Below are 23,908 nucleotides of genomic sequence, written 5' to 3' on the forward strand. Positions count from 1 at the left end.
ATGCCAGCGATGGTCGCCGGCATCGGGCCACTGGCTGCCTGACATCACTAAAGTGGACGGAGGATTGCGCGCTCCGCTTGCCGGTTTGTACCGGCGATAGAACCGTCATCAGGAAACGGTCAACCACCGTGCCGGTCGGTCATGCAGGTTGTCTCGCTCACTTCCGGGTCGTAAACGCCTCACTGATCTGCCGCGCGCGCTTAACCTCGTCACTGTGGAGGTAGATCGAGGTGGTCGATACCGAGGCGTGCCGCAGGTTGTCGCGCACCGTGGTAAGTTCGGCGCCGTGACCGAGCGCGTAGGTAGCGTGGGTGTGCCGCAACCAGTGGGGGCTGGCGCGGCGCAGCTTCTCCGCGAGCGGTGGGTGATCGGTTTCGATGGCACTCGCGGCAAGGACGAGAAAGCGCTCAAGCACGCTCCACAGGCGCACGCTGCTGATGGCCGCGTCACTGTCCGCGTCCAGGCTGCCGATGACCGGTGTGTCCGGCCGCCAGCGCGCCATAGTAGTCGGCAACTGGCGCCCGGCCAGATAGCGGGTTAGTGCGTCCCACGCGAGCGGCGGCAGCGCCACCCGGGCGACCTTGCCGCCTTTGCCGGTGACGCGCAGCCAGTGCTCGCCGCGTGCGTCGGTCTCGACGTGGCCGAGCGTCGCGCCGACCAGCTCACTCGCGCGCAAACCCGTCGCAAAGCCGAAATCGAGCAGGAACCGCAAGCGCTGCGCGGCGGGAACCGTCCAGCCGTGAGACCATTCCAGCCCCTCGGCCATCGTACGCACCAGCGCCCATTCCCCGTCGGTAAAGGCGCGCGACGCATCGAGCGTCGATGCCGTCTTGCCGCCGCGCACCCTGATGCCGGCAAACGGATTGGCCAGCACGTAGCGCTGTTCGACCAGCCAGCGGAACAGGGCGCCGAGAATCGACAGCGCGTGCGCGACCGAGCGCGCCGAGAGGGTGCCGTTAAACGGCCGCCAGTCCGGTGACGTGCGGGGCCGCACCGGGCCGATCCAGCGTCCCCGCGGCGCCGGATGGCGCAGGAACGTCCGGTACGCAATGGCGTCTTCGGTCGTGAGCGACGACAGCGCGCGGCCGCGTTCGACGATGGCCCAGAGGATCAGCCGCTCGGCTTCCTTGCGGTAGGTCCGCTGCGTGGCGGGCGACTCGTGCAGGGACAGCCACGTCTGCACGGCGTCGTAGTCGTTGGACGCGTCGAGCGTGCAGGTGGCGGGGGGTGCGCGGAACGTGCCGGCGGAGCCGTCGACCTCGTGCGGCAATTTGAGGGTTTCCCACGGCACGATGTCGCCGCGCTGGCTCGCGACCACCAGCGCACGCGCCCTGTCCGTGAGCGCGGGCCAGGCGGCGAAGAACGCCTCGATCGAACGGGCGCTCGCCATGCCGAGCCCCGGCACGGCCTTCCACCACTGGCGCCGGCGCGGAATGCGCACGGTGAGATCGGCGAGCGTCGTGATGCCGGACGCGTGCAGTACGCGCACCGCGCGCGGGGAAAACCACCGCACGACGTCGTCGGCGATCTGCGGTCCCGGAGAGCGCGCCGTGCGCAGCGCATTGATCGCCTGCGCCACGCCTTTCGCTTGCTGCTCGCGTCCTGCTACCGGATGAGTGAGGAGTGCGACGAGATCGTCGCGATGGGCCGCGCGCGCAACGTCCAGCAGCCTGCGCCGGATGCGCCCGAGGACGCCGCGCGCCGATTTCCCGTCACCCAGTGCGGAGGGCAGGTAACGCGCCACGGCCTGCCGCACGGACACGCCGGCGTACCACGCGCGGAGCACGGCAAGCTCGTCGGCACCGGGAAAACCGGATGCAGAGGATTCAGCGTCAGCAGCAGGCGCGCAGGGCAGGGTGAGGCGCGTTTTCATACCCCGGAGTTTAGCGTAGAAACAGATGCCTTTAGATAAGAAAACTTATCTTAATAGCGACACGCACGCACGTTTTTTTTCGTGAAACTGGTCGTCGCTCACAAAGTAAAGTTGGTTCCAAATTTCAACTAAAGCTGCCAGTTTTTAGCAAAACCGCACACGGACCATGAGCCGGGTACCAGCTATTGTTAGATCACGCGTAGTGGTATCTGGCAGCGTAGCTGAATGACATCTGGTGCATCCGGCAACTGCCGGATTGCCTGTACTAAAGCATGGCTCCGGTCATGATCAGCCGCACATTTTGGTGACCGTTGCTTCCCGCTGGAAAGAATTTTTCATATGGCGTGACCGGGCCGGGGCCACCGCGCGCATTGTGATATCCCCATGCGGAGGTCACCATGTCACAGGAACTCCCGACGCTGGAATCCGCTAGCCGCGTTCGTCGACGTTGGCAGCGAACACATGCATGTTTCAGTGGGCGGCAACAAGCCGGAAGTGTTCGGTACCGTGACGTCCCAGCTGCACGCGTTGCGCGACACTGGCGGATCGCGCAGGGCGTGCGTTCGGTTGCGATGGAAGCGACCGGCGTTTACTGGTTGCCGTTGTACGGCGTACTTGAAAACGCCGGTCTCGAAGTGCGCGTGGTCAATGGCCAGCAGACACGCAACCTGCCGGGCAGGAAAACCGATATGGCCGACAGCCAGTGGGGCGCCACGCTGCACATGTGTGGCCTGCTGCACGCCGGCTTCGTACCGCCAGCTGACCCTCGCCGGTTGCAGGACTACCTGCGTCTGCGAGCCGATCATGTCGCGGTCGCAGCCAGCTGTGTGCAACTGATGCAAAAGGCGCTCGAGCGCATGAATATCAAACTGCATGACGTCATATCCTCACTGGCCGGCGTCAGTGGCATCGCGGTGGTACGTGCGATCATCGCTGGCGAGCGCTCCCCCGAGGGACTGGTAGCACTTTGCGCCGTGCAGATCCGGCGAAAAAAAGTATCGCACTCAGGTCGTCCGCTGCGCTGATCTGCTTTCGACCGTTCGCACGGTTGACGCCGTGGCGACCGTCAAGGTCGCGCGCATCGAGCGGGCGCGGCGCGATCAGGGTCGCCGGCATGGTCTGAACGTGGATCGGTGGGGGCACATGTCATCGTAATGGTCGCATGCGCGGAAGAGCCTTTGACACTACACGTGTGATGTCAAAAAATCGAATGTAACGTCTCGATAGGACGGCTTTTTGTCAATGAGCTCCAAGGAGCAACAGGTGACGAACCTCCGCCGGCGTGTCGTCCTGCTGTATTGGCCACCAGCAATACCAGCACCACGCCGTAAACCACCACAGGCGGAAACGCTTCCTTGATGTTGGCGGCCAGGCCCTTGCCGGTCACGCGGCCCAGGCTGGCGCACATCGCCTGGACGGCCGCCATTAACGGAAACGCGAACGGTATCGTCCACAGCATGCTCAGACCGAATTGCGCACCGGCCTGCGAATATGTGGCGATGCCGCCTGGATCGTCGTCGGCGACGCCCGTGATGAGGCCGGGGCCGATGCGCGCGAGCGGGTGTTCCTTGAGTCGTGCGAGTAGCGCGCCCGGGCGTTTTTGCTGTGTTGCCTCGAGTTCCACGGCGCTCTCCTAAACATGCGCGTACCGCACGGCGTGTGAGGGCGGCCGCACAGGGCGCAAAACCTGCATCACCGGTTAGTGCCTGTGCAACGCCGAAGCCGCGCTATAAACCACGCGCGGATCGTGCTGGCCTTTGTACACTGCCGGAGCGGTTCTGCAGCGTGTACACAGCTGTCTGCGCCGAGCGAACCGAATATTCGACGGTGAACACGACGTCGTTCAGCTCGCAAAACTGTCCGACGAACGCGAGGTTTGCCCAGCCTTCGGGCATCACTTGCGGACGGTCGCCGCGCTTGCGCCGCAGGAACTGGCTGGTGATGAAGGGCATCAGGCACGGAATGCAGATCGCGTCGTCGAGAATATTCGGGGCTTCCGCCTGAATGTTCAGATGACCGAGAAGTTCCGTCATGATTTCGCGGCCCGTGCATCCGGCCATCGGCTTGGCGATGAAATTGCCCGGCCGGTCGATGAAAAGCCCGTAACCCCAGAACACCTCGACACCTTTCGGCTGCCCCAGGAAATGCGGCTGATGCGGCAGCACAATCGAGACGAGCCAGTTCGATTGGGGAAAGGTAATCAGGCCACCTTCGCCGGGCACGTTGCCCGTCAGATCACGGATCAGGCGGAACAGCGTCGGATCATGCAACGTCGCTGTAAAAGACAGCCATTTGGATTCTTCGACATGGTCGGCGAAAACGGATGGATGGCCGAATTCGGCTCGTCCTGCTGCGATGGTTTTCCAGAGCGCCCACGCGCCGCTGCTGTCGTTATGATTGAACACGGCAGGGCGGTTCGTGCCGCCGAGGCTCGACCCTGCCGTCATTGACCCGAGCGTGACGATGACCTTGTCCGCCGCACCGACTGGAATCTCGACGCGACGGCTTTCATGTTCGCAGACGACGCCTGCCACCCGATTCAGTGCGCCGCTTTCGTCAGAGCGCAGATCGATGACCCGCGTGTTGGTGCGAAATCTCACCCCGTGGTTATCGAGCCATTTGCGCAGCGGCCGCACCATCGAATCATACTGATTGTAGACCGTGCGCATGATGCCGTGCAACTGGTTGAAGCCCGACGTCATATGTGCGAAACGTAGCAGATAACGCCGGAATTCGGCGGCGCTATGCCAAGGCTGGAAGGCGAACGTCGTGCACCACATATACCAGAAATTGGTTTCGAAAAAGTCCGGCTCGAAGTGGTCGGAAATCCGGCTACCGCCGAGCTGGGCTTCCGGTTCGAGCGAAAGACGGCCGAGTGAGAGCAGGTGCGTTTCGGCGAGCCAGTAAGGGGGCGCGTCTTCGCGCTGGCCGTTGCGTATGAGCCGAGCCTTCGAGGAAGTGCGGCTCGTCTCGTTCCAGTCAAAGATTTCCTTCGTGACGCTGATGCGGCCGTCAAGCGTGGGAATTGAATCGAACAGATCGTAGGTGCACAGATACTTGCTCTCGAGCATGCGGCCGCCGCGCACGACGTAGCCTCCCTGTGGCGTGCCGGCGCCGTCGAGGCTGCCGCCCGGTTTGTCGAGCGCTTCGAGGATCATGATGCGGCAGCCGGGTACGTCGGCGTCGCGAATCAAAAACGCCGCGGCCGCCAGCGAAGCGATACCGCCGCCGACGAGATAGAAATGGCCGGATGCGATCGCTTTATCGCGGCCCTGACCCGCGACAGGATGCATGCCAGAGTATTCGGAATTATTCATATCGTGCTCCCCGTAGGGTGATGGCCTTGGATGTATTGCTTGGACCATACCCGCGCAGCGGGAAGGCTCATTGAGTTGGATCAACAGAGCTCGACCGGGCTCGCCAATGCAGTGCAAGTGATCCACACGCATGCCCGGCAAAAAAGGAGGTATTGCCTTTATACGACCCACCACGCGAGCGCGGCTGTTATCAGCACGCCCCCCCACGACGGCCACTCGCCACCGGCCGAGCAGGACCAGGGCCGCGACGACCAGCGCGAAATCGCGCCCGGTATGCACTGCGCTGGTCCACACGGGTCGTACAGCGCGGCGATCAGAATGTCGACCACAGCGGCGTTGATGCCTGCCATGGCGCCGCGCATTGGTGCGAACGCGCGAAACTCGCCCCATAGGGGGTAGCGCCGCGCTGACCAGCAGGAATGAAGGCAGAAAGATCGCCACGGTAGCGATCAGTGAGCCGGCCGTACCCCGCCGGCTGACCCGTGCTGGCGGCGCCGAGAAACACGGCGACGAAAAAAGCGGAACCGGGACCGTCTGCGCCCGGTTCCGTCGCATTAAGGCAGGCGGGACAAGCAAAGGCGATATGCGAAGGATAGCTTATGAAACTATCGAGTAAAATTGCTGGGCGGCAGACAGCGGACAGTTGCCAGAACATTGCAGCTGTCCTTTCTTGATCATGCGCATTAATTCGATGCCACTCAGAATAACACGCGCACAGTTGAAATCCTTGAATCCGAGCATCGGTCGGGTTCCGCGTTTGATGGCCCGATGGTTCTGCTCCACGATGTTGTTAAAATACTTGATCTAACGAACCTTGACGGGCATGTTGCGCTCGGCATTCACCGCGTTAAGCGCGGCCAGATTGGAGCCGTTTTTGTCGATGGTCACCGTCTCGGGCGAACTGTTCTGACCGATTGCCTTTTCGAAGAAGCGCCGCGCAGCAGCCTTGTCCCGCCTAGCTCTGAACAGAAAGTCAATGGTATTGCCCGCCTTATCCACCGCGCGGTAAAGATATTTCCGCGAGCCCTTGACCCTGATATAGGTGTCACCAACCCGCCAGCTCTTGCCGACCGGACGCTTGTACTTGCGAAAACGTCTTTTCAAACAGCGGCACCAGCTTGATAACCCAGCGATGTACCGTCGAATGGTCGACGTCAATGTCACGCTCAGCCAGCATTTCCTCAGGGTTCCGAAGACTCAGCGAGTAGGCCACGTACCACCGCACGCACAGCAGCATCACTTCAAGGGGATAGTGCAGCCGCTTCAAAACCTTGGCGATGGCCGGAGCAAGCGTAGTTCGTGGTCTCAGTGTCTTCTTCATCGTGCGAACAAAGCGTTTGCATCAGCCTCGAAGTTCACCTCCCCCGCGTTAATGCGACAGAGCCCCGCGCGCGCCGTTCACCGAACTGACATTGACGATCCGCCCGAACTGCCGCTTGAGCATCCCGCCGAGCAGAGGTTTGGTCATGTTGAACATGGAATCGAGATCGGTGCGCAACACCTTGTCCCAATCTTCCTTGTTCATCCTGACAAAAGTCGAGTCGCGGGTGATGCCCGCGTTGTTCACCAGAATGTCCACCGTACCGAATTCGGCGAGCACGCGCTCGGCGCAATGGGCGCACGAATCGAAGCTGGAGACGTCGGCCTCATAGGCGATGAAATGGCGACCGGCATCGCATTCATGGGGGAGGCAACGTGATCGTTGCGCTCGGAGTGCGACATGGCGACCACCATGCCCGCATCGTGAAGACGCCGGCTGACCGCGGCGCCCAAGCCACTCATGCCACCGATAATGAAAGCTACACGCTAGCCGGCATGATGCTCTTCCTGCTTCGGACGGTTGCTGGAGGCCGGCGAATTAGCCGAAGTCACTGGCGAAACCTGACTGGAGACGTCGCCTGGGCCCGCTTGTCCGTTGGCCATGCCCGCCGGCGTGCTTGCCATACGTCGCAGCCATTCCCGCCACGGCAGCATGACCGGATTCATGGGGGCATGCGTCGGCCATTGCTCGCTCCAGGCCGATTGCCAAGTCGCCAACGCTTCGCGCAGGCCTTCGCTGAATCGGCTTTGCAGTCGCACGGCAGAGTCCAGCCCTTGCTGCCAGAGGTTTGTGGTGGTCGCCATGTAATCGCGCACCGTAGAATGGTAAGACGCCGAGAGTTCGCTCCAGTCATGAGCGGTCGACACCGCATTGCGAATGGCATGCGCCGCCGCAAGATCGCGCCGGATGCGCTGCATCTCGAACTCGGAAACCTGCTGCCGGGCTTCGTGGCTGAAACTCACCATTTGCAGCGCAAACGAGAGATTCGCGCGGTACAGATCGAAGGGTGTGACGGATTTGCCTGCCATGATAAATCTCCTGACGTGACGAAGCGGTCCGCATGCATGCAACGAGAGGTTGTGGCAAATGCGTGCGCGGCAGCAGTACGTCCAATGTACACGAGGCAGTCAGAAGTTGGTTGACCCGTGTCAACCGCGAGATAGTTTTCTGCGAGCGCGAGCGCGAGCGCGAACGCTTTGCGCTGTCCGTCGGCCGTTTCGCCGTACGTTCTGACGTGACGGACGACTCCCGCTACGCAGCGAGAGAGTTATGCCAGAGTGGAGAGTGAAGCGCGCCGGGTTTTCCGGAGACTCCAATTCTTGAGAAAACGGAGCTATGGAAAACACCAAAAAGAAGTCCCCAAGGTACTCGCCGGAAGTTCATGAGCGGGCTGTGCGAATGGTGCTGGAACATCAAGGCGACAGTGAATCGCAATGGAAAGTGATCGCCTCGATCGCAGCAAAGTTTGGCTGCTCAGGCGAGACGCTGCGCAGCTGGGTGCACAAGGAAGAGCGGGATCGGGGGTTGCGTCCGGGCACGAGCACGCAGAGCAGGATCGGATCAAGGAACTGGAGCGGGGGTGCGTGAGCTTCGGCAGGCCAATGAAATCCTGCGCAAGGCGTCTGTTGCGTATTTCGCACAGGCGGAGCTCGACCGCCGACCGAAGTGATGATCACGTTCATCGATGATCACCGGCGCGTCTACGGGGTCGAGCTGATCTGTAGGGTGCTACCGATCACGCCGTCGACGTACTACAAGCACGTGGCCCGCCGCGCCGATCCTGGCTTGGTGCCGCCGCGGGCCCGGCGCGACAGGATGCTCAAGGATGAGATCCGGTGCGTATGGAAGGAAAACTTCCAGGTCTACGGCGCAGACAAGGTCTGGAAGCAATTGAGGCGGGAAGGCATCATCGTGGCGCGCGGCATGATCGAACGGCTGATGAAGTTGAATGGGCCTGCGTGGCGTGGCGTGGTGCGGGGCAAGACGGTACGAACAACAGTGAGCGACGTTGTTTTTGTGCCGGCGCCGACATAGTTTCATGACCCACGAATCAGTCATTTCAGGCTAATTGGCTGCCATACGAATAACAGCACGAGCGCCGTGAATCAGAAGCGTTCGTAGTGCTGTATCGCCACGCTTGCTGATGCCCAGCAAACGTGGTTTGCCACACGAGGAGTGCTGACGCGGGACCGGACCCGGCCACGCGGCGAGTTTACGGCCGTCTCGAAAGGCTCGGGGGTTACCGATTGATGCTGCCAGCGCGGAAGCGGTGAGCGGCCCGACTCCGGGAATCGTTTCAAGAAGTTGCCCAGCCGCATCCGTACGATGCATCGCGCGGATGCGCCCCTCCAGTTCAGTTGCCTTGTTGCCCAGTTCGCGTAAGTGCTCCACAAGAAACTGGATCAGGGTCCGGAACTGTTCACAAAGCTCATGCTCGCGATTGGAAAGAGCTTCGATGACCCTTTGTCCGAGCAGCCGGATGCCTTGCGGCAGGACAATAGCGAACTCGCTCAGCAAACCGCGAATCTGATTGGCCAATGCCGTACGGGACTTACTGTAACGAGCCCGGCGCGTGCCCCATGCAGTGAAAGCATCGTCTGTTGCGCCTGCGTCTTGATCGGCACAAAGCGAATGTGCGGTCGATCTACCGCCTCGCAGATTGCCTCAGCATCGGCTGCATCGGTCTTGTTGCTCTTTACGTAAGGTCGAACGAACTGCGGGGCAATGAGGCACGCCGTGTGTCCAAGCTTCGTGAGTTCCCAGCCCCAATAATGCGACGACCCACATGCCTCCATGCCGACCACGCACGGTTCAAGCTTTGCGAAAAACGCCAGTACATCAGCGCGGCGCAGTTGCTTGCGTACGACAACATGCCCCTGAGAATCCACTCCATGAACCTGGAATAGAGTCTCTGCAAGATCCAGTCCGACAGTGGCAATCTTCATGATGAACACTCCTTTGCCGTGGAAGTCACGACTTCTCCACTTTGGCACATGCCGAACCCCGAAGGGCGGGAGTCGTCCATCACGTCAGAGCCCTTAATCTCTGGAATTCGTTTGGCAGACCCATTTCTTGCATAAATTTATAGTTGCGTCCGTCGCATCGAAAGTCGGACCCCTCCGAACAAAGCCCGCCAGAATCATCTCCAGCGGATAATGCAGGCGCTTCAGTACCTTGGCCAACCCCGGGCTTGGCATCTTCATCGATTCACCCATCAGCGACTTTGTATCAGCCGGATTCTACCGGCCGTCTCCTACTGCGACACGACCTGTAACCCAGATTGCGTTAGGAGTCGCCAGCGGTAGCGAACAGTCCGTGTTCCGGTTGCGCCCGTTCGTTGTCGATACACTGCACACGCCAATGGCCGGACATCAGAGCGAGGTCGCCTTCCGTGTACCACTGCACGCGTCCAGCTTCACCTTGGAAGAGTCCGTAGCAACGGTCTAGATTCAGTCCTTCTAGAACATATACAGGTGCCCTGTCGTTGGGCTTGCACACTAGCGTATTGCCGCGATCCACGTGCAGCGAGCCCCATTTAGGCAGTTCAAGTCGAAAATGACCTTCGCGCGACCATTGCCGCTTTTCCTTGTCGATCCAGAGGATTGCAAATGCCATCGGATGGGCCCGATTGAACATTTCGAGTTGGACAGTAAGACGCATGAAGATTCTCCGAACATATATTCCGCCAAGCTGAGACTACCGAGAAAATCGCGGCGCTTGCCGCGAAATCACTGACCGAGTGCTCATTGCATCAGCGCATGCGAGTCGTACGTCTATGTCGGGCCACCCGACCGGCCCGTAGGGGTATCGCCATCTCTCCCCAATGCATCTTGCGAGGAGGATCAGCGTGTGCGCGCACTGCGCGTCGCGTGTACGACAAAATGTGCAGTGACGCTCGTCACTAGAGGGTGTTAGGCACTTTTTGTCGGACCTGGTATCCTGGTGGGATGAAAAAACGCAGGCCTTACCCAACGGATGTATCGGATGAAGAGTGGTACTTCGCCGCTCCGTACCTGACCTTGATGAACAAGGACGCACCGCAGCGCCGCTACGAACTGCGTGAGATGTTCAACGCGCTTCGCTGGATCGTACGCGCGGGTGCACCGTGGCGTTTGTTGCCCAATGACTTTCCACCGTGGGAACTGGTCTACCAGCAGACGCAACGCTGGATTCAGGCCGGCTGTTTCGAGGCCATGGTGAATGACCTGCGTTCGATCATCCGGATCGCCCAGGAGCGTCGTGGTCAACCCAGCGCGGTCATTCTCGATGGGCGGACCCTGCAGTCGACCTGCGAGAGTGGACCTCGCGCCGGTTACGACGGCTACAAACGCAAACGTGGCAGCAAGGTCCACATGGCGGTTGATACGTTGGGGCAATTGCTTGCTGTGCATGTTACGCCGGCCAACGAACAGGAACGTGCGCAGGTCGGAGAACTGGCGCGTCAGGTTCAGCAGGCCACGGGCCAGACGGTCAAGGTGGCGTTCGCCGATCAGGGATATACCGGCGAAGAGCCTGCGCAGGCAGCACTCGACGAAGGAATCGAGCTTCAGGTAATCAAGCTGTCGGAGGCGAAAAAGGGCTTCGTGCTGTTGCCGCGCCGCTGGGTGGTCGAGCGCAGCTTCGGCTGGCTCAACCGCTTCCGCCGGCTGGCCAGAGACTACGAGCGATTGCCCGAAACCTTGGCTGGTTTGCACTTCGTCGTATTCTCCGTGCTTATGCTTGTCCACTTTGCAGCCCTTAACAAAAGTGCCTAACACCCTCTAAGGCGGCTGGTTAGGGAGCGGCATGCGCCGCAGCGGCGGCACATACGAATAACGCGGTATATGCGAGCTGCGGGGCAGGCATTGATGGTACGCGCTCCTACGCTAGGGTACGAGTCAGTTTACGGCCCGCCACTGACCGTGTCGTTGATCTCGATCAAGCCGAGAATGTGCGTGTATTTGACGTGTTGTGGTAGCGCCTATGCTGATGGCTGGCGCACGGCGGGGTCCGCGCCGAATGAATTTTAAGAAGGTGAGGCACGTCCAACGCACCGAAAGCAACCCAAGGCGAAGCACTGGTGGAGAAGTCGGGTGGATCCGTTCGCCGACGCGTGGCCGGTAATCGAAGGGTGGCTGATTGCAGAGCCCTCTGTGCCGGCCGACGTCTTGATGGATCGGTTGGCCGAGATGTTTCCAGAGGCGTACGCAAGTCAGGCACAACTACGAACGCTGCAGCGCCGGGTCAAGGCATGGCGAGCAGAGCGCGTAAAAGAACTGATTCTGGGCGGCCTACGAAAGTCCGCTGATGCGCCAGCCGAATTGTGAGTTGCGGAAAAGTTGAAACTCGCCGGGGACCGGGCGCTCCGCGCCCGGCAAACCACGAAAGAAGAGAAGAGAAAAGCGAAACGACAACAATCCCTCGGGTAACATTCCTTCGTGAGGCAACACGGACCGGCCAAGATGGTTGTCGGTAAACCGGACTTCCTGCTTGACGCTTTCCACTTACATGGGACCGCGGCACTGAGATGGCGAGTCACAGGAAATTTACGGTTGCCACGGACGTGCAGGTGTATTTCTGCGATCCGCAAAGCCCATGGCAGAGAGGCAGTAACGAGAACACGAATGGCCTTCTACGTCAGTACTTCCCCAAAGGGGTGCCAGTGGACGGCTATTCGCAGGCTGAGTTGAACAAGGTTGCCGCGCGCCTGAATGGTCGGCCTCGACAGACCCTGCAATTCATGAACCCTGCTGAGAAACTGGCAGAAACGTTGGGTGTTGCATTGACCGGTTGAATCCGCCTTGCCAAAGCCCTCGGTGGCGCACGGTTTTTTTTCATAGTGCGATCCAATGGAATTGTCAACGCCAAGTGTCAGGACATCAGAACCCCTCATCGCATGAAGCCCTTGGCATTCGACCTAAGTTGCGCGCGGCCGTTGCAAGGTGCCTTTGTCGGGGCCCTGATGTCAGCCGCGGTGGTCGGATCAATGGGTCGCGGCGGGTTGGTGCGTACCCGTTAGCGTCCTCAAGAACGCGACGATTGCGTCAATGTCCGATTCCGCCAATTGTTTGCCGACCTGATATGTCGCCATGTCACGTACAGCTTCGCGCAGATCGATGCGGCTGCCGTCGTGGAAATAGGGCGCGGTCAGCTCAACGTTGCGCAGCGTCGGCGTCTTGAACGCATGGCGATCGAGCGGATCTTTCGTAAAGTTGGCGCGGCCGTTGTCCGCGTCGGTGCGCGCGTGGCCCCGCGCGGCGAAGTAGTCGGCCGCGAGGCCCATCCGTTCGAACGACTGCCCGCCCAGATTTTTGCCAACGTGGCAGGTCGCGCAATGGTTTGCCTTGAATAACTGGTAGCCGCGCTGTTCCTCGCTATTCAGCACATCCCTGTCGCCGCGCAGGTAAGCATCGAAGCGACTCGGCGTTAGCAGTGTCGTCTCATATTCGGCGATCGCGTCTGTGATGTTCTCGCCTGACCAACCGTCCGGGTACACCCGCAAGAACTGTTGCGTCAGCGATGAGTCCTGTTTCAGCTTATCGATGATCTCACTCCATGACGTGGACGCCATTTCGACCGGATTCAGCGGTGGGCTGCCGGCCTGCTCCTGCAGCGTGGCGGCGCGACCGTCCCAGAACTGCTTGCGGTTGAGTGCCGAGTTGAACACTGTCGGTGCGTTGATTGCACCCAACTGGCCGCCCACGCCGGACGAAACCTTATTTCCATCTACGCCACCGATCGCTAGCGTGTGGCAGCTCGCACACGATATCGTGTTGTCCGCCGATAGTCTGACATCGTTGAAAAGCTGCTTCCCGAGCGCGACCTTGCCCGCGTCAGTCGGCAAGGAATGAGGCAAAGGTTGTACCGGCTCGTTAGCGAACTCTGGTGCAACGCCGGGCGTCGCATATGCGCTGCGTCGCTGGGACGCGATCCAGTCGAGAAGCGCACGTTGATCGTAGGCGCTCAAGCCGGTGGTCCAGTGTACGAAGCGAAACAGATTTGGTGGCATTGTGCGTTCGTTCACAGTGGTTTCCAGCTTTGCAAGATCGGCTTCGGGGGCCGGTACGCCACTCTCGAGCGCCGCGTACAGGCTGTCGATGCGGAAGTAGGCGAGGCCCGTCTGTATGTCGTGCTCGGCTAGCTGACGAATGCCTGGTAGCGCGGCATAGTTGGGCAGGACGGTTTTCGTCGAGTGGCAGTAATAGCACGCGTTTCGATCTAACACTTCACGGATGCCGTACGCTTGTGGGGACGCGGCCAGTCTCACGGCCGCTCTTTCCGCATAGTCCTTGTCGTGGATGTACGCGATACCGCTGATGCATAGATAGCCTATCAGCACGACGGCGATCGATACGATCAGAAGTTTCTTCACTTGCTCTCCTGCTTCGATTTTGGTCGGAATTCCATACCGTTTACATCAGGTAGGTCTTGATGTTGATATCGGCTTCAGAGCGATGACGCGTTGATCGTACAGAACGCACAGCAATCGACTATTGCGGTAAAGCAATTGTCGAACCGAACGCAGAATGTACTGAGGTTCTCACGTTGAGGGTTCCGAGACACGCGCGAAGGGGGTGTCTGTCTATATAACGGACGGATCCTGGGCGAAATCAGTGACGTAGTGCCATGCCGAAAGGCGTTCGTCGAGTTGTTTGCGGTAGGGGCGGCGCAGTGGATGTCTTCGCTCGGCCTACGCTTGTGCATCTCGCACCGACTATCCGTAGTACTTGGCATTCTCTAGCCACGCAGCTTAAAGCGTGTCGATGTCAGAAGGCTCGCATGCGCATCGTCTATCTGAGCCAAGCCGCGCTCGATCAAACGCGGCTGGAGATAACTGAAGCTTAAGCGTACACGGGCTGCACCGCACGGTCCATGGTGCTTTCCTTCGACGAGTTTCACATTGTGCTTCCGGCGCACCTCGCCGACCAATTCGGCGGAATCGATGCCTTCGGCAAGCGAGACCCAGAACGAAAATCCACCACTCGGAATCTCGTAATCCGGTTTGCAGAATCGGCAGGCCTGTAACAGCCTATGCATTGCGTCACGCTTGCTCCGGTAGTGCGTCCTTAGGTGTTCGACGTGAGCGTCCAAAGACGACGACTGCAATAAGGCGAGCGCCATATTGCTGACAATGGGACTCACACCTCCATCGCATTTCAGGTGGGCCAGGCGGTCGACAATTTCCGGCTCGGCCAGCACCCAGCCTACGCGAAGCCCGGGGCCTGAGATTTTGGAGAAGCTATGCACATTGATGATGTTGCCACCCGCCTGCAGAACCTCGGGTGACGCGCCATCATAGGGCAACTCGCTATAAACCAGGTCCTGCACCAGCCGCACGCCGTTGCGGGACAGCAGAGCCTCCACCTCGACCATATGCCGGTGTGCAAAGTATCGTCCAGTCGGATTGTGGAACGCCGGAGTGGTGTAGTACAACTTGGCTCGCCCCTTTGCGTGCAGCAATGCTTGTTCGAGCAGATCGAGGTCGACACCCGAGGAATCCGCACCTACTTGAACCACCGTCGCGCCCGCTATAGAGAAAATGCGCAACGCGCCGAGATAGGACGGGTCTTCGGTCAGCACGACGTCTCCTGGGTCGATAAAAGCATCGGCGAGCAGTTGCAGGGCTTGTGAAGCGCCGTTCGTCAGAATCACATTGCCACGCGCCATCCGGTACCTTTGGCCAAGCTGTCCGCGCAGTTCGGGAAGGCCATAGGCGTCGGTGTACTGTGGTAGGTCGGAGATGCTGACGCCCGTCTCGACGGTAAGCGGGTCCGGCCATTGCAGGCGGGCGAACGTCAAAGGGTCGGGAAGCCCATAGGCGAAGTTGACTGTGTCCTTGCCTGAGGTGTAGTCGAATACCCCATAACTGAGCGAAGTGCGACTGCGCATCGACATGACTGGCTCCATCGTTGGTTACGCGGCATCGACGGCGCGCTGGAAGCGCGACTGATATTGGCGGATGAACGAGTCGGCAATCGGCATTCCGAACGGCGGAAATTCGGCCGTTGCTCTGGGAGGCGTAGCCAACAGCGTGGCGTTTGCGCCGAGTGCCGGTGTCCAATTCTCGCCAAAGAACACGTTTCCATAGCGTTCGGCCAGCACTGGCATCACGGGATGGAGCATGCTCAGAAAGACGGATACGTGCACCGGCCGCCACGTTTCCGGGCTCGTGCCGAAGCCCGTCGCGACGAAGTATTCGTCAATCAGATCGAGGGCGTTCCAGAAGCGTACCTGGTCCATCGCGGTGATATAACGTTGGACTATGTCGTCGTGCGCCGGCGTAAGACCGCTTCCATCGACATGCGCCGAGTGCAGTGAATCGCGGCGGAGGGCGCTTTCCCACGCAAGGATGTGCGAAGCCGACCGGATCAGTTCGCCGATCTGGAAATCGTTATTGTTGGTGCCGAACGGCTTGGCAATCCGAGCGAGCGCATAGCGCAATACACTCGGGTCGACCTGCCGGGATACTTCGTCTGCCCAGAGTGCATGGTCGCGGCTGGTCGAGAATTTCTCGCCCTCCAATTTGTAAAAGTCCTGGATCGAATGATTTGCCGGAAGCGGATAGCCGCGCGCAAGCAGACTGCCAGTCACGCCGATGGTGTAGTAGAAGCGGTTATCTTGGCCCATGAAAAACAGGAGGCGTGTATCGGGGTCGCGCATCACGGTGTCGTAGTTGACCCCGTCGCGCGCGCACTGCAGGCGGATCCCCGTCTCGAAACACCAAAGCCCTTCGAACCACGTCATCAACGTTTGTCCCGCAATCTTCGCGGGTGCTTCAAGTGTCACACCCCGGTCGAAAATGCGCGACATAGGCAGCGGCCGCAATTCGTTACGCAACCATGCACGCGCTTTACGCTGGATCGTTCGATCCCATTCACTCCCCTTGATCGCATCGTCAAGCATGGCTGCCATGCGAGGGATGTCGAAAACCGCCTGTTCGATGGGGCGAAGCGATAGCGGTTTGCCGCACGACGTGTGGACTGGCGCTCGCAACTTCGAGTGCTGTTGCGCCAAACCGCAGTTTTCGCACAAGTTGCTGTCGGTGGACGCATCGCACGCGGGGCAGCGGCCGACGGCAAGCGAATCGGCCACGAACTGGTCACAGTTTTCGCAGTAGAGTTGATGGCCATCACGCACATCAATGTAGCCTGCAGCTTCCAGCTCGCGAAAGATCTTCAGACTGTTCTGCTTGTGCGTAGCGTCCGTTGTTCTGACGAAGACATCGGGCTCGATGTGCATTGCCCGCAAGCAATCCATTATCTCGTCAATATGCAACTGCGCGACTTCGTCAATCGGACGACCGAGCTTGCGCGCCTTCACTACCGTATAGGTGCCATGCTCGTCCGCACCTGTGACGTGGTAGGCGCGGTGACCTCTCATGCGTTGAAAGCGAACGAAAAGATCGGTGAGCAGATAGACCCCGCCAATATGGCCGAGATGCAGCTTGCCGTTCGGGCAGGGCGGTGCGGGGCAAACGAAAAAAGTGCGTGTGGTCACGTTAGTCCCACCATATCGATAGAAATTTCAGGCTCGCTGCCGGATCGGCATTGCGAATCGCGTGCTCCTGGTTCGGCTCGATATAGAGCAGCGTTGAATCTGCGACTGGCTGCGCCTGACCATTCACCTCGAATACTCCGTTGCCTGAAATCAGTACCCACAGTTCATGCTCGGAATGGGAGTGCAGATTGACAGCGCCCGCCGGCACGACCTCAACAATCGACGTGCCGAACGCTTTTGTCAGGCCAGCGGGCAGATGTTCGAGCAGCCGGCAAACAAGAACGCCGTATTCCGGCCGCATCATGGATGGGTCAATCTGCTTTGTGTACACGCACATCCTCCGGTGAATTACATTAGGTGCGATAGAAAATGCCATTTGGCGGCTTCAGATCGTGGATATCCGATTCCTTTCCTTCGGGTGGGTTGTAGGCACGCTTCAGTTTGTTGTATTCCGTACGCGTGGGGCCGCCAGTTGAGGCGCGCTGGAACACCAGATAGAGCACGCGGCGCGAACGTTTACTTTTGTTGGGCTGCGAATAGTGCGGCGCGTAGTCGTCGAAGACGAAGATGTCGCCGGCCTTCCAGGGCATGGGTTCCCACTTGAACGTCTCGGCCACCTCCGGATGAATCACGCCGCCGGCATCCATCGGAAACACACCTTTCTGATGGTTGCCCGGACTGAAGAACAGGCCGCCGTTGTCCGGACCGGAATCGTCGATGGCGATGGCGACCACGGCATGCACCATGCGTTCAGGAATGTTGTGCGGGATGTGATAGATGTCCTGATGCGGACGATAGCCGCCGCTGTCCGGGTACTTGAAGATGAGCAGTTCTTTGAGCATGCGGGTATCTTCATCGAGAAGCGATTCGACAGCCGTCTGGATACGCTTGTCGGCCAGCAACAGGTCGCGCAGCTCGTTGTTGAAGTCCAAAAAGTTCTCTACCTTTGAAACGATCCTGCGGTCGTCCTCGGTCTTCTCGAACCACATCATCCATTTGTTGTCGCTGATTTCCCAGCGCGAGACATCGTTGACCAGAGCAGAAATCTTTTCGCGGGTGACCGGATCGAAAAAGCCCTCTACTTTTAGATATCCATCTTCGTGCCACTTGGATTTTTGCGTTTCATTCAGCATGCGAACCACCTCGTTAAAGAAAAGAGTTTTCAAGGAGAAGTCAGGCGGTGAAATGCGCCTTCATGCGCATGACGCCGAGTAGCACCACATTGGCGAGTACGGCGCCTAGCAGGACGACGAGCATTGCATCGGCGCCGAAAACGTGAATCAGGGCGCCACATAGGAAAGGGCATCCGAACAGACCGATGAAATAGGCAAGCGTAAAGATTTGCGAAGTCATCGGCACCGAAACGCTGTGGTCTCCGGCGAGGTTCACGGCCATGCCGTTCAGGGTCGAGTAGCTCAGTCCGTAGCCCGTGGCGAACAGCGCGGTAGCGACGATATAAAGCGTCGTGCTGCCGTGGTTCAACAGGAACAGTACGAGCGAGGCGCCGGTCAGCAAAAACAATGCGAGCGCCAGTCGCTCGGGCTTGATGCGTCCCATGGTTCTCGCGAGCGACAAGCGCAGTGCCACGCTGGTTATCGTGAACGTCAGGAAGAACAGGTCTGGCCTGAGGTTACGCGAGACGGCATAGGGTGTCTGGTAAGTCGCCAGCCCGGCGAAGACACAGGCTGCCAGTGCGATCATTGCGATCGGCACTGCTGTTCGTGCCCTGAGCAGGGCCAACGTGTCGGTCGCGGTAATGGCCACGCGCGTCATCGGCAAACAGGACCTATCCCTCATCGCCTCACTGGCGATCTTGACGCAGACTGCCGCCACCGCGCATGCCGCAGCGGACAGAAGGTAGGCCAGCGCGATCGAGCCGGTATATTGGGCGATCAGGCGGCTCAAAGGCGCCGCCATGCCTAGGCCGGCCATTTGCGTGCCGGAAACGAAGGTCAGGTACTGGATACGCGCGTTGGGGCACAGATGATGGATGATTTGCAGCGGCGCGAGTATGAAGAACACGGACCACCCAGCGCCCAACAGCAAACCGCCTGCATAGACGGCACGAATGTCCATTGGCGCAGCGGCGAAGCAGAGCATGCTGCCTGCCATGACGAGCGAGGCCAGCGCAATGGTCGGCATGACACCGATACGCTGGGCTATGCGCCCAGCCACGCAGCAGCAGATCATGGTCGAGACCATGCCGCTCGAAATCACGGCGCCGGCGACATCGCTCTTCATGCCCAGGGATTGCAGGTACTCGGGCAGGAGAAAACTCGTCCCGTACGAAGCGGCGATCACCAGTGACGCGATCAGAAACGGAATGAACGCCCGTAATTGGAGGGATGCCGGCAAGTGCTCGGCGTGTGAGATCGCACGCTCGCCAGTCGATAGATAAATGGAGGAGCCAGTCATGCGCTTACCCCACTGCCGGTTGATGCGAGGCCTGAGGCGCGTCGCACAGTATCGATCCTGCTTCAGTCTCCTGATCCTCAAGGCTGTCGAGCAGTTGCCGGTCCGGAACATCCGGATAGAAGGCAAGACCTAGCAGACTGTTGATGATGCGGCTGTTCCTGTACGCGACCAGCGAAAGATTGACGCTTTGCAGGCCGTGCTGCACGCGGCTTTGGTTTTGCAGATACACGGGACCGGGCATTGGCGCATCGAAGCGCACGGCGTAATCGGGATCGAGCGTTGGCAGACCGTCTTCACGGCTTGCGCCGTCAAGCAACTTCTGAACGAATGGCAAATGGCGCGGCTGAAAACCGGTTGCCAGGATGATTCTGTCCGCGCTTATCCCGTTGCGCTGCGACGTGACGAGCGAGGTCAACCCGATATGCCAGCGACCGCTGCGGCGTGTGATCTCGTCCATTGTCACCGAAGGCAACAGACGAAAGCAGTCGGCTAGCGTGCCATGGACGCTGCGTTCGTACAACGCTTCATAGAGCCGGTTGCACAGGCTGGCGGAGATGCCGTCGCTGGTGAGCTTTTCGCTTTCGACAATGGCCCAGCGCCGCTGGATTGGCAGCGTGTGAAAGCGTTGGCTATAACTGGGCATGTATGCTTCATTGACAAATGCGTTGTCGTCCATCGCAAACAGATTGGCGCGCGACGTCGCCCAAGTGATCTTGTCGGGACCTGACTCGGTCAGCATGTGCTCGACGACTTCCGCGCCGCTCTGCCCGCCGCCCACCACCAGCACATGTTCGTCTTCGCTGAACGGTTTCCGGTTAAGGTAGTCGTCTACGTGATAGACCGTCTCGCCAACCACCTGCCGCGCACATGCCGGCACCTTGGGTTCGACGCCGACCCCGACCACTACTGCGCGCGCATGATAGGTGCGCGCGGTAGTGGTCACGCAATAGCCCTTATTGCAAGGCCTGATATCGATCACCTCCTCGCCGAATCGAAGCGTGTCCAGGCATTGCGCGACCCATTGGTAATAGTGGGTGAACTCACGTCGCGACGTGCTGTTTCCACCTTTATTCACGAAGCTGTACAGGCGTCGATGTACAGCGAGATAGTTGAGAAAAGAATATGGGCTTGTGGGATTCACCAGGGTCACACAATCCTTGAGCGGCGACACCTGGAGTTGACTTTGGGGCAGCATGAGCCCCGGATGCCAGGAGAATTTTATGCGCTTCTCAAAGAAGAGCGCTCGCAAACCGGTGGGCTGAATGAGCGCGGCGAGGCTTAGATTGAACGGTCCGATACCAATACCGATGACGTCTAGCATGTCCATAGGAACTTGTTCCGCCGTTAGAGGGGAATTGGCCAACCGAGATAGTGCAGCGCAATTCCCGTGGACTAAGATTGAGGCGGCGGTGCCGGCGTACTGCGTAGCCGATGCCCGCTTCAGGAAGACGAAAGCGGTAGATGACGATCACTTTTTTTCCCAATGGCGTCATTCTGACCAGCACTATGCTTGGTTCGACATTACCTCTGGCCGCCTGAGTGAATCATACGAGGAATTGAGAAGCTGAACACTTTGAACCTACGCAAACCTTGCGGTGCGTCAATTGTCCACGCGTGTTGCGGCGGTGGTGGTGCACCAACGTCATGCGCTCGAAGGTTGAGCCGATGAAGGAAGTGGCGCGAATGATTCGCCAGCACTTCGATGGCATCGTCGCCTAGACTCAGACCCGCCAGACCAACGGCTTCATCGAGGTCATCAGGGCTTGTTTCAAGCTGCCAAGCGCAAGGCTCGCGGTGACACGCGCTTCACGACGATGCGCACCGTCCTCTTTCTCATCGCCGGCAACCTGGATTTCTCCAGCTTTAACCCGCACGCCCCGTGAGCCACATTACCCACCGCATTTTGAAGAAGATGCCAAGTTTCCGAGGATGGCATCGAGGTTCCGCGATTCGATGAGCAACCTCCGCGCGGGATAAGTGCTTGCGAAAATCGAGCCAAGGGAGGCCGGCTGATCGTCTTCGGACCGTAGCGATAGAGCGAGCTGCCGCGACAATAGACCGCGTCGTATTGACCACTGAGCTGCAACGTCAGCAATCTTCGAACGGCAACGTAGCGAAAAGTGTTTCGTCGACTGACGGCGACAGACCAGTCCTGGTCAGTAACAAACCATCGCACCACACACGTTCGACGCGTCCCCACGCACAGGCTGAAGCAGCGTCCGGGAAGAAACCTCGCCCGTGATAGTTGGCGCTCGTGTTGCAGAGCAACGGAATACCCGTCAGCTTTTCGTATTCGACCAGAAGTTGCGCCACCGGACGCTCGGAAGTTCTAGAAATGGTCTGCAATCGGGCAGATCCGTCGAGATGCACGACAGCAGGGATTCTTTCTTGCCATTCCGCGCGCGTCTGATGATCGAACAACATATAGGGATCAGGGCTCCCCGGGCTAAAAATGGTCGGCGCACGATCCTCAAGGCAAATTGGCGCCACGGGACGGAAGTGCTCTCGAAACTTGATGTCGTTGAGATGATCCTTCATTGTGGGCAAAGTCGCGGCGGCCAGAATGCTTCTGCCCCCCAATGCTCGTGGTCCGAGCTCGGCTCGGCCGGCAAGGAAAATGACGGGCTTGCCACTGGCGAGTATGCTGGCGAGTTCTGCAATGGAGCAAGTAGATGCCATCCATCCGGGCGGTACTTGGCAACCTTTTAAGGCCGGTCCGCTATACACCGACCATTCCAGCGGCACGAAGCCCTTCTCGGCTGCCAGCGCGCAACAAGCGGCGCCAATCGCAGACCCGCTATCGTTGGGAAACGGTGGCACCCAGATTGCGTCGAACAAACCGCTCGCGCGCAGGGCGCTGTTCCATTTGATATTGAGTCCGCATCCGCCAGCGATGCACAGATTTTTCGGCCCCGCAATCGAATGGCGCTGCAGCGCGATACCCATTTCATGAACGAGAAGACGCTCGAGGAATACATGGAACGAGGCGAGTACGTCTTCGGGCGGCTTGGCTTCCAGTCGCAGCGCGCTTGCTTCGAAGAACTCTCCTACAGCCGCTAGCGACGCGTCCGCGCTGTGGATGTTCTCGCGATAAGCTTGCGCACACTCCGTGTCGCCGGCAAAGCGTGCCTGATAAAGCTCGCGAAATACCTCAACGATATCTTCGTCAACCGAGCCCAGCGCGATGTAAGCCATCAGCTTGCCGGCCACACCCAGATCCCATCGGGCGCCGCCCGGCTTCTTATAAGGACCAAAGTGATGACCCGCCGCAGCGTAGATGTGACCTATCACGGGGAACAGGCAGTCAACATGGCGGGCGCGGTGGCGTTCTACATGATAGAGGCGTGGGACGATGCCACCATCCCACACCAAACAGAATGCAGGTTGCCCGCTTTGGGCAAAGGGACTGGTGCAGTACGCGGAGGCCACATGGCCTGACACGTGAGGATAGCTTTTATAAGGAAAGGACTGGCCGCCGGCAAGCAGTCCGGAGCCGTCGATCGAAGCGAGAAGATCATCGGCTTGGCGTTCGGCATAAGGGGCTCCTTTCAGGCTGACGGGAATCGACCCGCTGAGGACCTGAAATTGCGACTCGACTACTCCGTCCCAGCCGTCGATGACAAACTGGTCGATATCGTGCGCACCGAAACCATGCTCGGCCAATGCGATCGCGATCGCGTCGAGGTCGTCGATCGCCTGATACCGCGGATTGTTGTCTCGCTTTTCCTGCTCCACGCAAAAAACCAGTTTTCCATCCTCGACAAGGGCGATCGCTCCGTCGTGCGTCAGTTTGATCCCACAGATGCGCATAATATCTCCCGGCCTAACGCTGGTAAGTTGGTCCACACGAAGGCGAAGCCGCGTTCCGAAAACAGGCGAGCAGACAGTCTTCATTCAACGACTGACCGACGCACCTCCACCTCAAACGATCGATCTCAACCAGCTCGTCTTTCAGGATGGTTATGACCGTCTCGGCTCCGGCAATGTGACCCCATCGCCGGCAATTGGCGTCACGTGCCGATCCGAAAACCAGCTGTCCACCGGGCGCAAGCATCCGTGCTAAATTGCGGACAGCGGCGCGCACCTCGGCGCTGCCGTCGAGGTAATAGAGAACCTCCGCCACCACGATCAGATCGAACTGTTGCTCAGTCGAAAAATGCTGGACATCGGAGACGATCCAATTGATGTGTGGCGGGGCCATCATCCGTTCGCGTGTCCTAGCAATCGCGTGTGGCACGATATCGATCACGGTGAGCCGTTGGCAGTGCGGTGCCAATTTTTCCGTGAAGGCTCCGCCTGCGCATCCGACTTCGAGCGCATTTGTGACGGATCCCTGCGAAAGTGCCATCCGAAGCATTTGCCTGTGGCGCTCGTGCTCAAAGGGATTGCTGTCGAGCCGCCATGGATCGTCTGCGTCCAATTCCCGACGCAGCAATTCGAAGTTCGTTTGATGTGTCAATTCCGCCTCCCTTTATGGCGCGCCGCTGCAAGTGTCCGGACCTTGGG

General features: G+C 59.4%; 16 protein-coding genes, 8 pseudogenes and 1 other annotated feature. Of the genes and pseudogenes, 6 read left to right on the forward strand and 18 right to left on the reverse strand.

Going from position 1 to position 23,908, the window contains the following annotated elements; genetic code table 11:
* Positions 1-157: 157 nt before the first annotated feature.
* Positions 158-1,873, reverse strand: a complete 1,716-nt coding sequence (locus B0G81_RS40720) for a site-specific integrase (protein ID WP_134143828.1) — start codon at positions 1,871-1,873, stop codon at positions 158-160.
* A 557-nt stretch (positions 1,874-2,430) separates the two neighbouring features.
* Here B0G81_RS40720 and B0G81_RS40725 point away from each other — a divergent pair.
* Complete coding sequence (locus tag B0G81_RS40725) at positions 2,431-2,898, forward strand: transposase (protein ID WP_166679195.1); 468 nt, start codon at positions 2,431-2,433, stop codon at positions 2,896-2,898.
* 269 nt (positions 2,899-3,167) lie between these two features.
* Here B0G81_RS40725 and B0G81_RS40730 read toward each other — a convergent pair.
* The 6 genes and pseudogenes from B0G81_RS40730 to B0G81_RS40755 form a co-directional block, all read right to left on the reverse strand.
* Positions 3,168-3,497, reverse strand: a pseudogene (locus B0G81_RS40730) (divalent metal cation transporter); the annotation flags it as partial.
* Between the two features lie 75 nt (positions 3,498-3,572).
* A pseudogene (locus B0G81_RS40735) lies at positions 3,573-5,190 on the reverse strand (oleate hydratase).
* 158 nt (positions 5,191-5,348) lie between these two features.
* On the reverse strand, positions 5,349-5,540 hold the full coding sequence (locus B0G81_RS45150; protein WP_243856873.1) for a hypothetical protein: 192 nt from the start codon (positions 5,538-5,540) through the stop codon (positions 5,349-5,351).
* Positions 5,541-5,787: 247 nt separating this feature from the next.
* Positions 5,788-6,511: pseudogene (locus tag B0G81_RS40745) on the reverse strand (IS6 family transposase).
* Positions 6,512-6,571: 60 nt separating this feature from the next.
* Positions 6,572-6,972: pseudogene (locus B0G81_RS40750) on the reverse strand (SDR family NAD(P)-dependent oxidoreductase); the annotation flags it as partial.
* A 24-nt stretch (positions 6,973-6,996) separates the two neighbouring features.
* Positions 6,997-7,539, reverse strand: coding sequence for a hypothetical protein (locus B0G81_RS40755; protein WP_106285645.1), 543 nt, complete (start codon positions 7,537-7,539; stop codon positions 6,997-6,999).
* Positions 7,540-7,846: 307 nt separating this feature from the next.
* Here B0G81_RS40755 and B0G81_RS45155 point away from each other — a divergent pair.
* Positions 7,847-8,518: pseudogene (locus B0G81_RS45155) on the forward strand (IS3 family transposase); the annotation flags it as partial.
* Positions 8,138-8,254, forward strand: a sequence feature (AL1L pseudoknot). Its footprint overlaps the pseudogene before it by 117 nt.
* Here the strand turns inward: B0G81_RS45155 and B0G81_RS45685 are convergent.
* Both B0G81_RS45685 and B0G81_RS40775 read right to left on the reverse strand, forming a co-directional pair.
* Positions 8,465-9,456, reverse strand: a pseudogene (locus tag B0G81_RS45685) (IS110 family transposase); the annotation flags it as partial. The pseudogenes B0G81_RS45155 and B0G81_RS45685 overlap by 54 nt on opposite strands.
* 340 nt (positions 9,457-9,796) lie before the next feature.
* The gene (locus B0G81_RS40775) at positions 9,797-10,171 is read right to left on the reverse strand and encodes a DUF3564 family protein (RefSeq protein ID WP_106285648.1); all 375 of its coding nucleotides are present in this window, start codon (positions 10,169-10,171) and stop codon (positions 9,797-9,799) included.
* Positions 10,172-10,458: 287 nt separating this feature from the next.
* Between B0G81_RS40775 and B0G81_RS40780 the strand changes: the two genes are divergently transcribed.
* From B0G81_RS40780 to B0G81_RS40790, 3 genes and pseudogenes are all read left to right on the forward strand, one after another.
* Positions 10,459-11,265, forward strand: coding sequence for an IS5 family transposase (locus tag B0G81_RS40780; protein WP_116146006.1), 807 nt, complete (start codon positions 10,459-10,461; stop codon positions 11,263-11,265).
* Positions 11,266-11,583: 318 nt separating this feature from the next.
* The gene (locus B0G81_RS40785) at positions 11,584-11,817 is read left to right on the forward strand and encodes a hypothetical protein (protein WP_243856876.1); all 234 of its coding nucleotides are present in this window, start codon (positions 11,584-11,586) and stop codon (positions 11,815-11,817) included.
* 176 nt (positions 11,818-11,993) lie between these two features.
* Positions 11,994-12,284: pseudogene (locus tag B0G81_RS40790) on the forward strand (IS30 family transposase); the annotation flags it as partial.
* Between the two features lie 189 nt (positions 12,285-12,473).
* Here the strand turns inward: B0G81_RS40790 and B0G81_RS40795 are convergent.
* The 7 genes from B0G81_RS40795 to B0G81_RS40825 form a co-directional block, all read right to left on the reverse strand.
* On the reverse strand, positions 12,474-13,862 hold the full coding sequence (locus B0G81_RS40795) for a cytochrome c peroxidase (RefSeq protein ID WP_134143830.1): 1,389 nt from the start codon (positions 13,860-13,862) through the stop codon (positions 12,474-12,476).
* 365 nt (positions 13,863-14,227) lie between these two features.
* Complete coding sequence (locus B0G81_RS40800) at positions 14,228-15,385, reverse strand: PLP-dependent aminotransferase family protein (RefSeq protein ID WP_106285650.1); 1,158 nt, start codon at positions 15,383-15,385, stop codon at positions 14,228-14,230.
* A gap of 18 nt (positions 15,386-15,403) precedes the next feature.
* The gene (locus tag B0G81_RS40805; RefSeq protein ID WP_106285651.1) at positions 15,404-16,987 is read right to left on the reverse strand and encodes a class I tRNA ligase family protein; all 1,584 of its coding nucleotides are present in this window, start codon (positions 16,985-16,987) and stop codon (positions 15,404-15,406) included.
* 1 nt (position 16,988) lies between these two features.
* Positions 16,989-17,363: a cupin domain-containing protein gene (locus tag B0G81_RS40810; protein ID WP_243856877.1), complete on the reverse strand. Its 375-nt coding sequence runs from the start codon at positions 17,361-17,363 to the stop codon at positions 16,989-16,991.
* On the reverse strand, positions 17,341-18,120 hold the full coding sequence (locus B0G81_RS40815; RefSeq protein WP_106285653.1) for a phytanoyl-CoA dioxygenase family protein: 780 nt from the start codon (positions 18,118-18,120) through the stop codon (positions 17,341-17,343). Before B0G81_RS40815 ends, B0G81_RS40810 begins: the two co-directional genes overlap by 23 nt.
* A 40-nt stretch (positions 18,121-18,160) precedes the next feature.
* The gene (locus tag B0G81_RS40820) at positions 18,161-19,402 is read right to left on the reverse strand and encodes an MFS transporter (RefSeq protein WP_106285654.1); all 1,242 of its coding nucleotides are present in this window, start codon (positions 19,400-19,402) and stop codon (positions 18,161-18,163) included.
* Positions 19,403-19,406: 4 nt separating this feature from the next.
* Entirely contained in the window at positions 19,407-20,765 is a 1,359-nt protein-coding gene (locus B0G81_RS40825; protein ID WP_243856878.1) for a SidA/IucD/PvdA family monooxygenase, read from the reverse strand.
* Positions 20,766-21,031: 266 nt separating this feature from the next.
* Between B0G81_RS40825 and B0G81_RS40830 the strand changes: the two are divergent.
* Positions 21,032-21,285: pseudogene (locus B0G81_RS40830) on the forward strand (transposase); the annotation flags it as partial.
* Between the two features lie 205 nt (positions 21,286-21,490).
* On the opposite strand, the gene nodU reads toward B0G81_RS40830, so the two are convergent.
* Positions 21,491-23,212 (reverse strand): nodulation protein NodU, encoded by a 1,722-nt coding sequence (gene nodU / locus B0G81_RS40835; protein ID WP_134143831.1) that lies wholly within the window; start codon positions 23,210-23,212, stop codon positions 21,491-21,493.
* A 13-nt stretch (positions 23,213-23,225) separates the two neighbouring features.
* Positions 23,226-23,861 (reverse strand): nodulation methyltransferase NodS, encoded by a 636-nt coding sequence (nodS, locus tag B0G81_RS40840; RefSeq protein WP_106285657.1) that lies wholly within the window; start codon positions 23,859-23,861, stop codon positions 23,226-23,228.
* Positions 23,862-23,908: the final 47 nt, after the last annotated feature.

Source organism: Paraburkholderia sp. BL6665CI2N2 (genome assembly GCF_004366535.1).
Lineage (GTDB): Bacteria > Pseudomonadota > Gammaproteobacteria > Burkholderiales > Burkholderiaceae > Paraburkholderia.

Excerpts from the sequence above, each read along its gene's own strand:
- B0G81_RS40780 (WP_116146006.1), top strand. The coding sequence starts at position 10,459 with ATGAAAAAACGCAGGCCTTACCCAACGGATGTATCGGATGAAGAGTGG.
- B0G81_RS40720 (WP_134143828.1), bottom strand. The coding sequence starts at position 1,873 with ATGAAAACGCGCCTCACCCTGCCCTGCGCGCCTGCTGCTGACGCTGAA.
- B0G81_RS40800 (WP_106285650.1), bottom strand. The coding sequence starts at position 15,385 with ATGTCGATGCGCAGTCGCACTTCGCTCAGTTATGGGGTATTCGACTAC.
- nodU (WP_134143831.1), bottom strand. The coding sequence starts at position 23,212 with ATGCGCATCTGTGGGATCAAACTGACGCACGACGGAGCGATCGCCCTT.
- B0G81_RS40820 (WP_106285654.1), bottom strand. The coding sequence starts at position 19,402 with ATGACTGGCTCCTCCATTTATCTATCGACTGGCGAGCGTGCGATCTCA.
- B0G81_RS40815 (WP_106285653.1), bottom strand. The coding sequence starts at position 18,120 with ATGCTGAATGAAACGCAAAAATCCAAGTGGCACGAAGATGGATATCTA.
- B0G81_RS40775 (WP_106285648.1), bottom strand. The coding sequence starts at position 10,171 with ATGCGTCTTACTGTCCAACTCGAAATGTTCAATCGGGCCCATCCGATG.
- B0G81_RS40810 (WP_243856877.1), bottom strand. The coding sequence starts at position 17,363 with ATGGCATTTTCTATCGCACCTAATGTAATTCACCGGAGGATGTGCGTG.
- B0G81_RS45150 (WP_243856873.1), bottom strand. The coding sequence starts at position 5,540 with ATGGCAGGCATCAACGCCGCTGTGGTCGACATTCTGATCGCCGCGCTG.
- B0G81_RS40755 (WP_106285645.1), bottom strand. The coding sequence starts at position 7,539 with ATGGCAGGCAAATCCGTCACACCCTTCGATCTGTACCGCGCGAATCTC.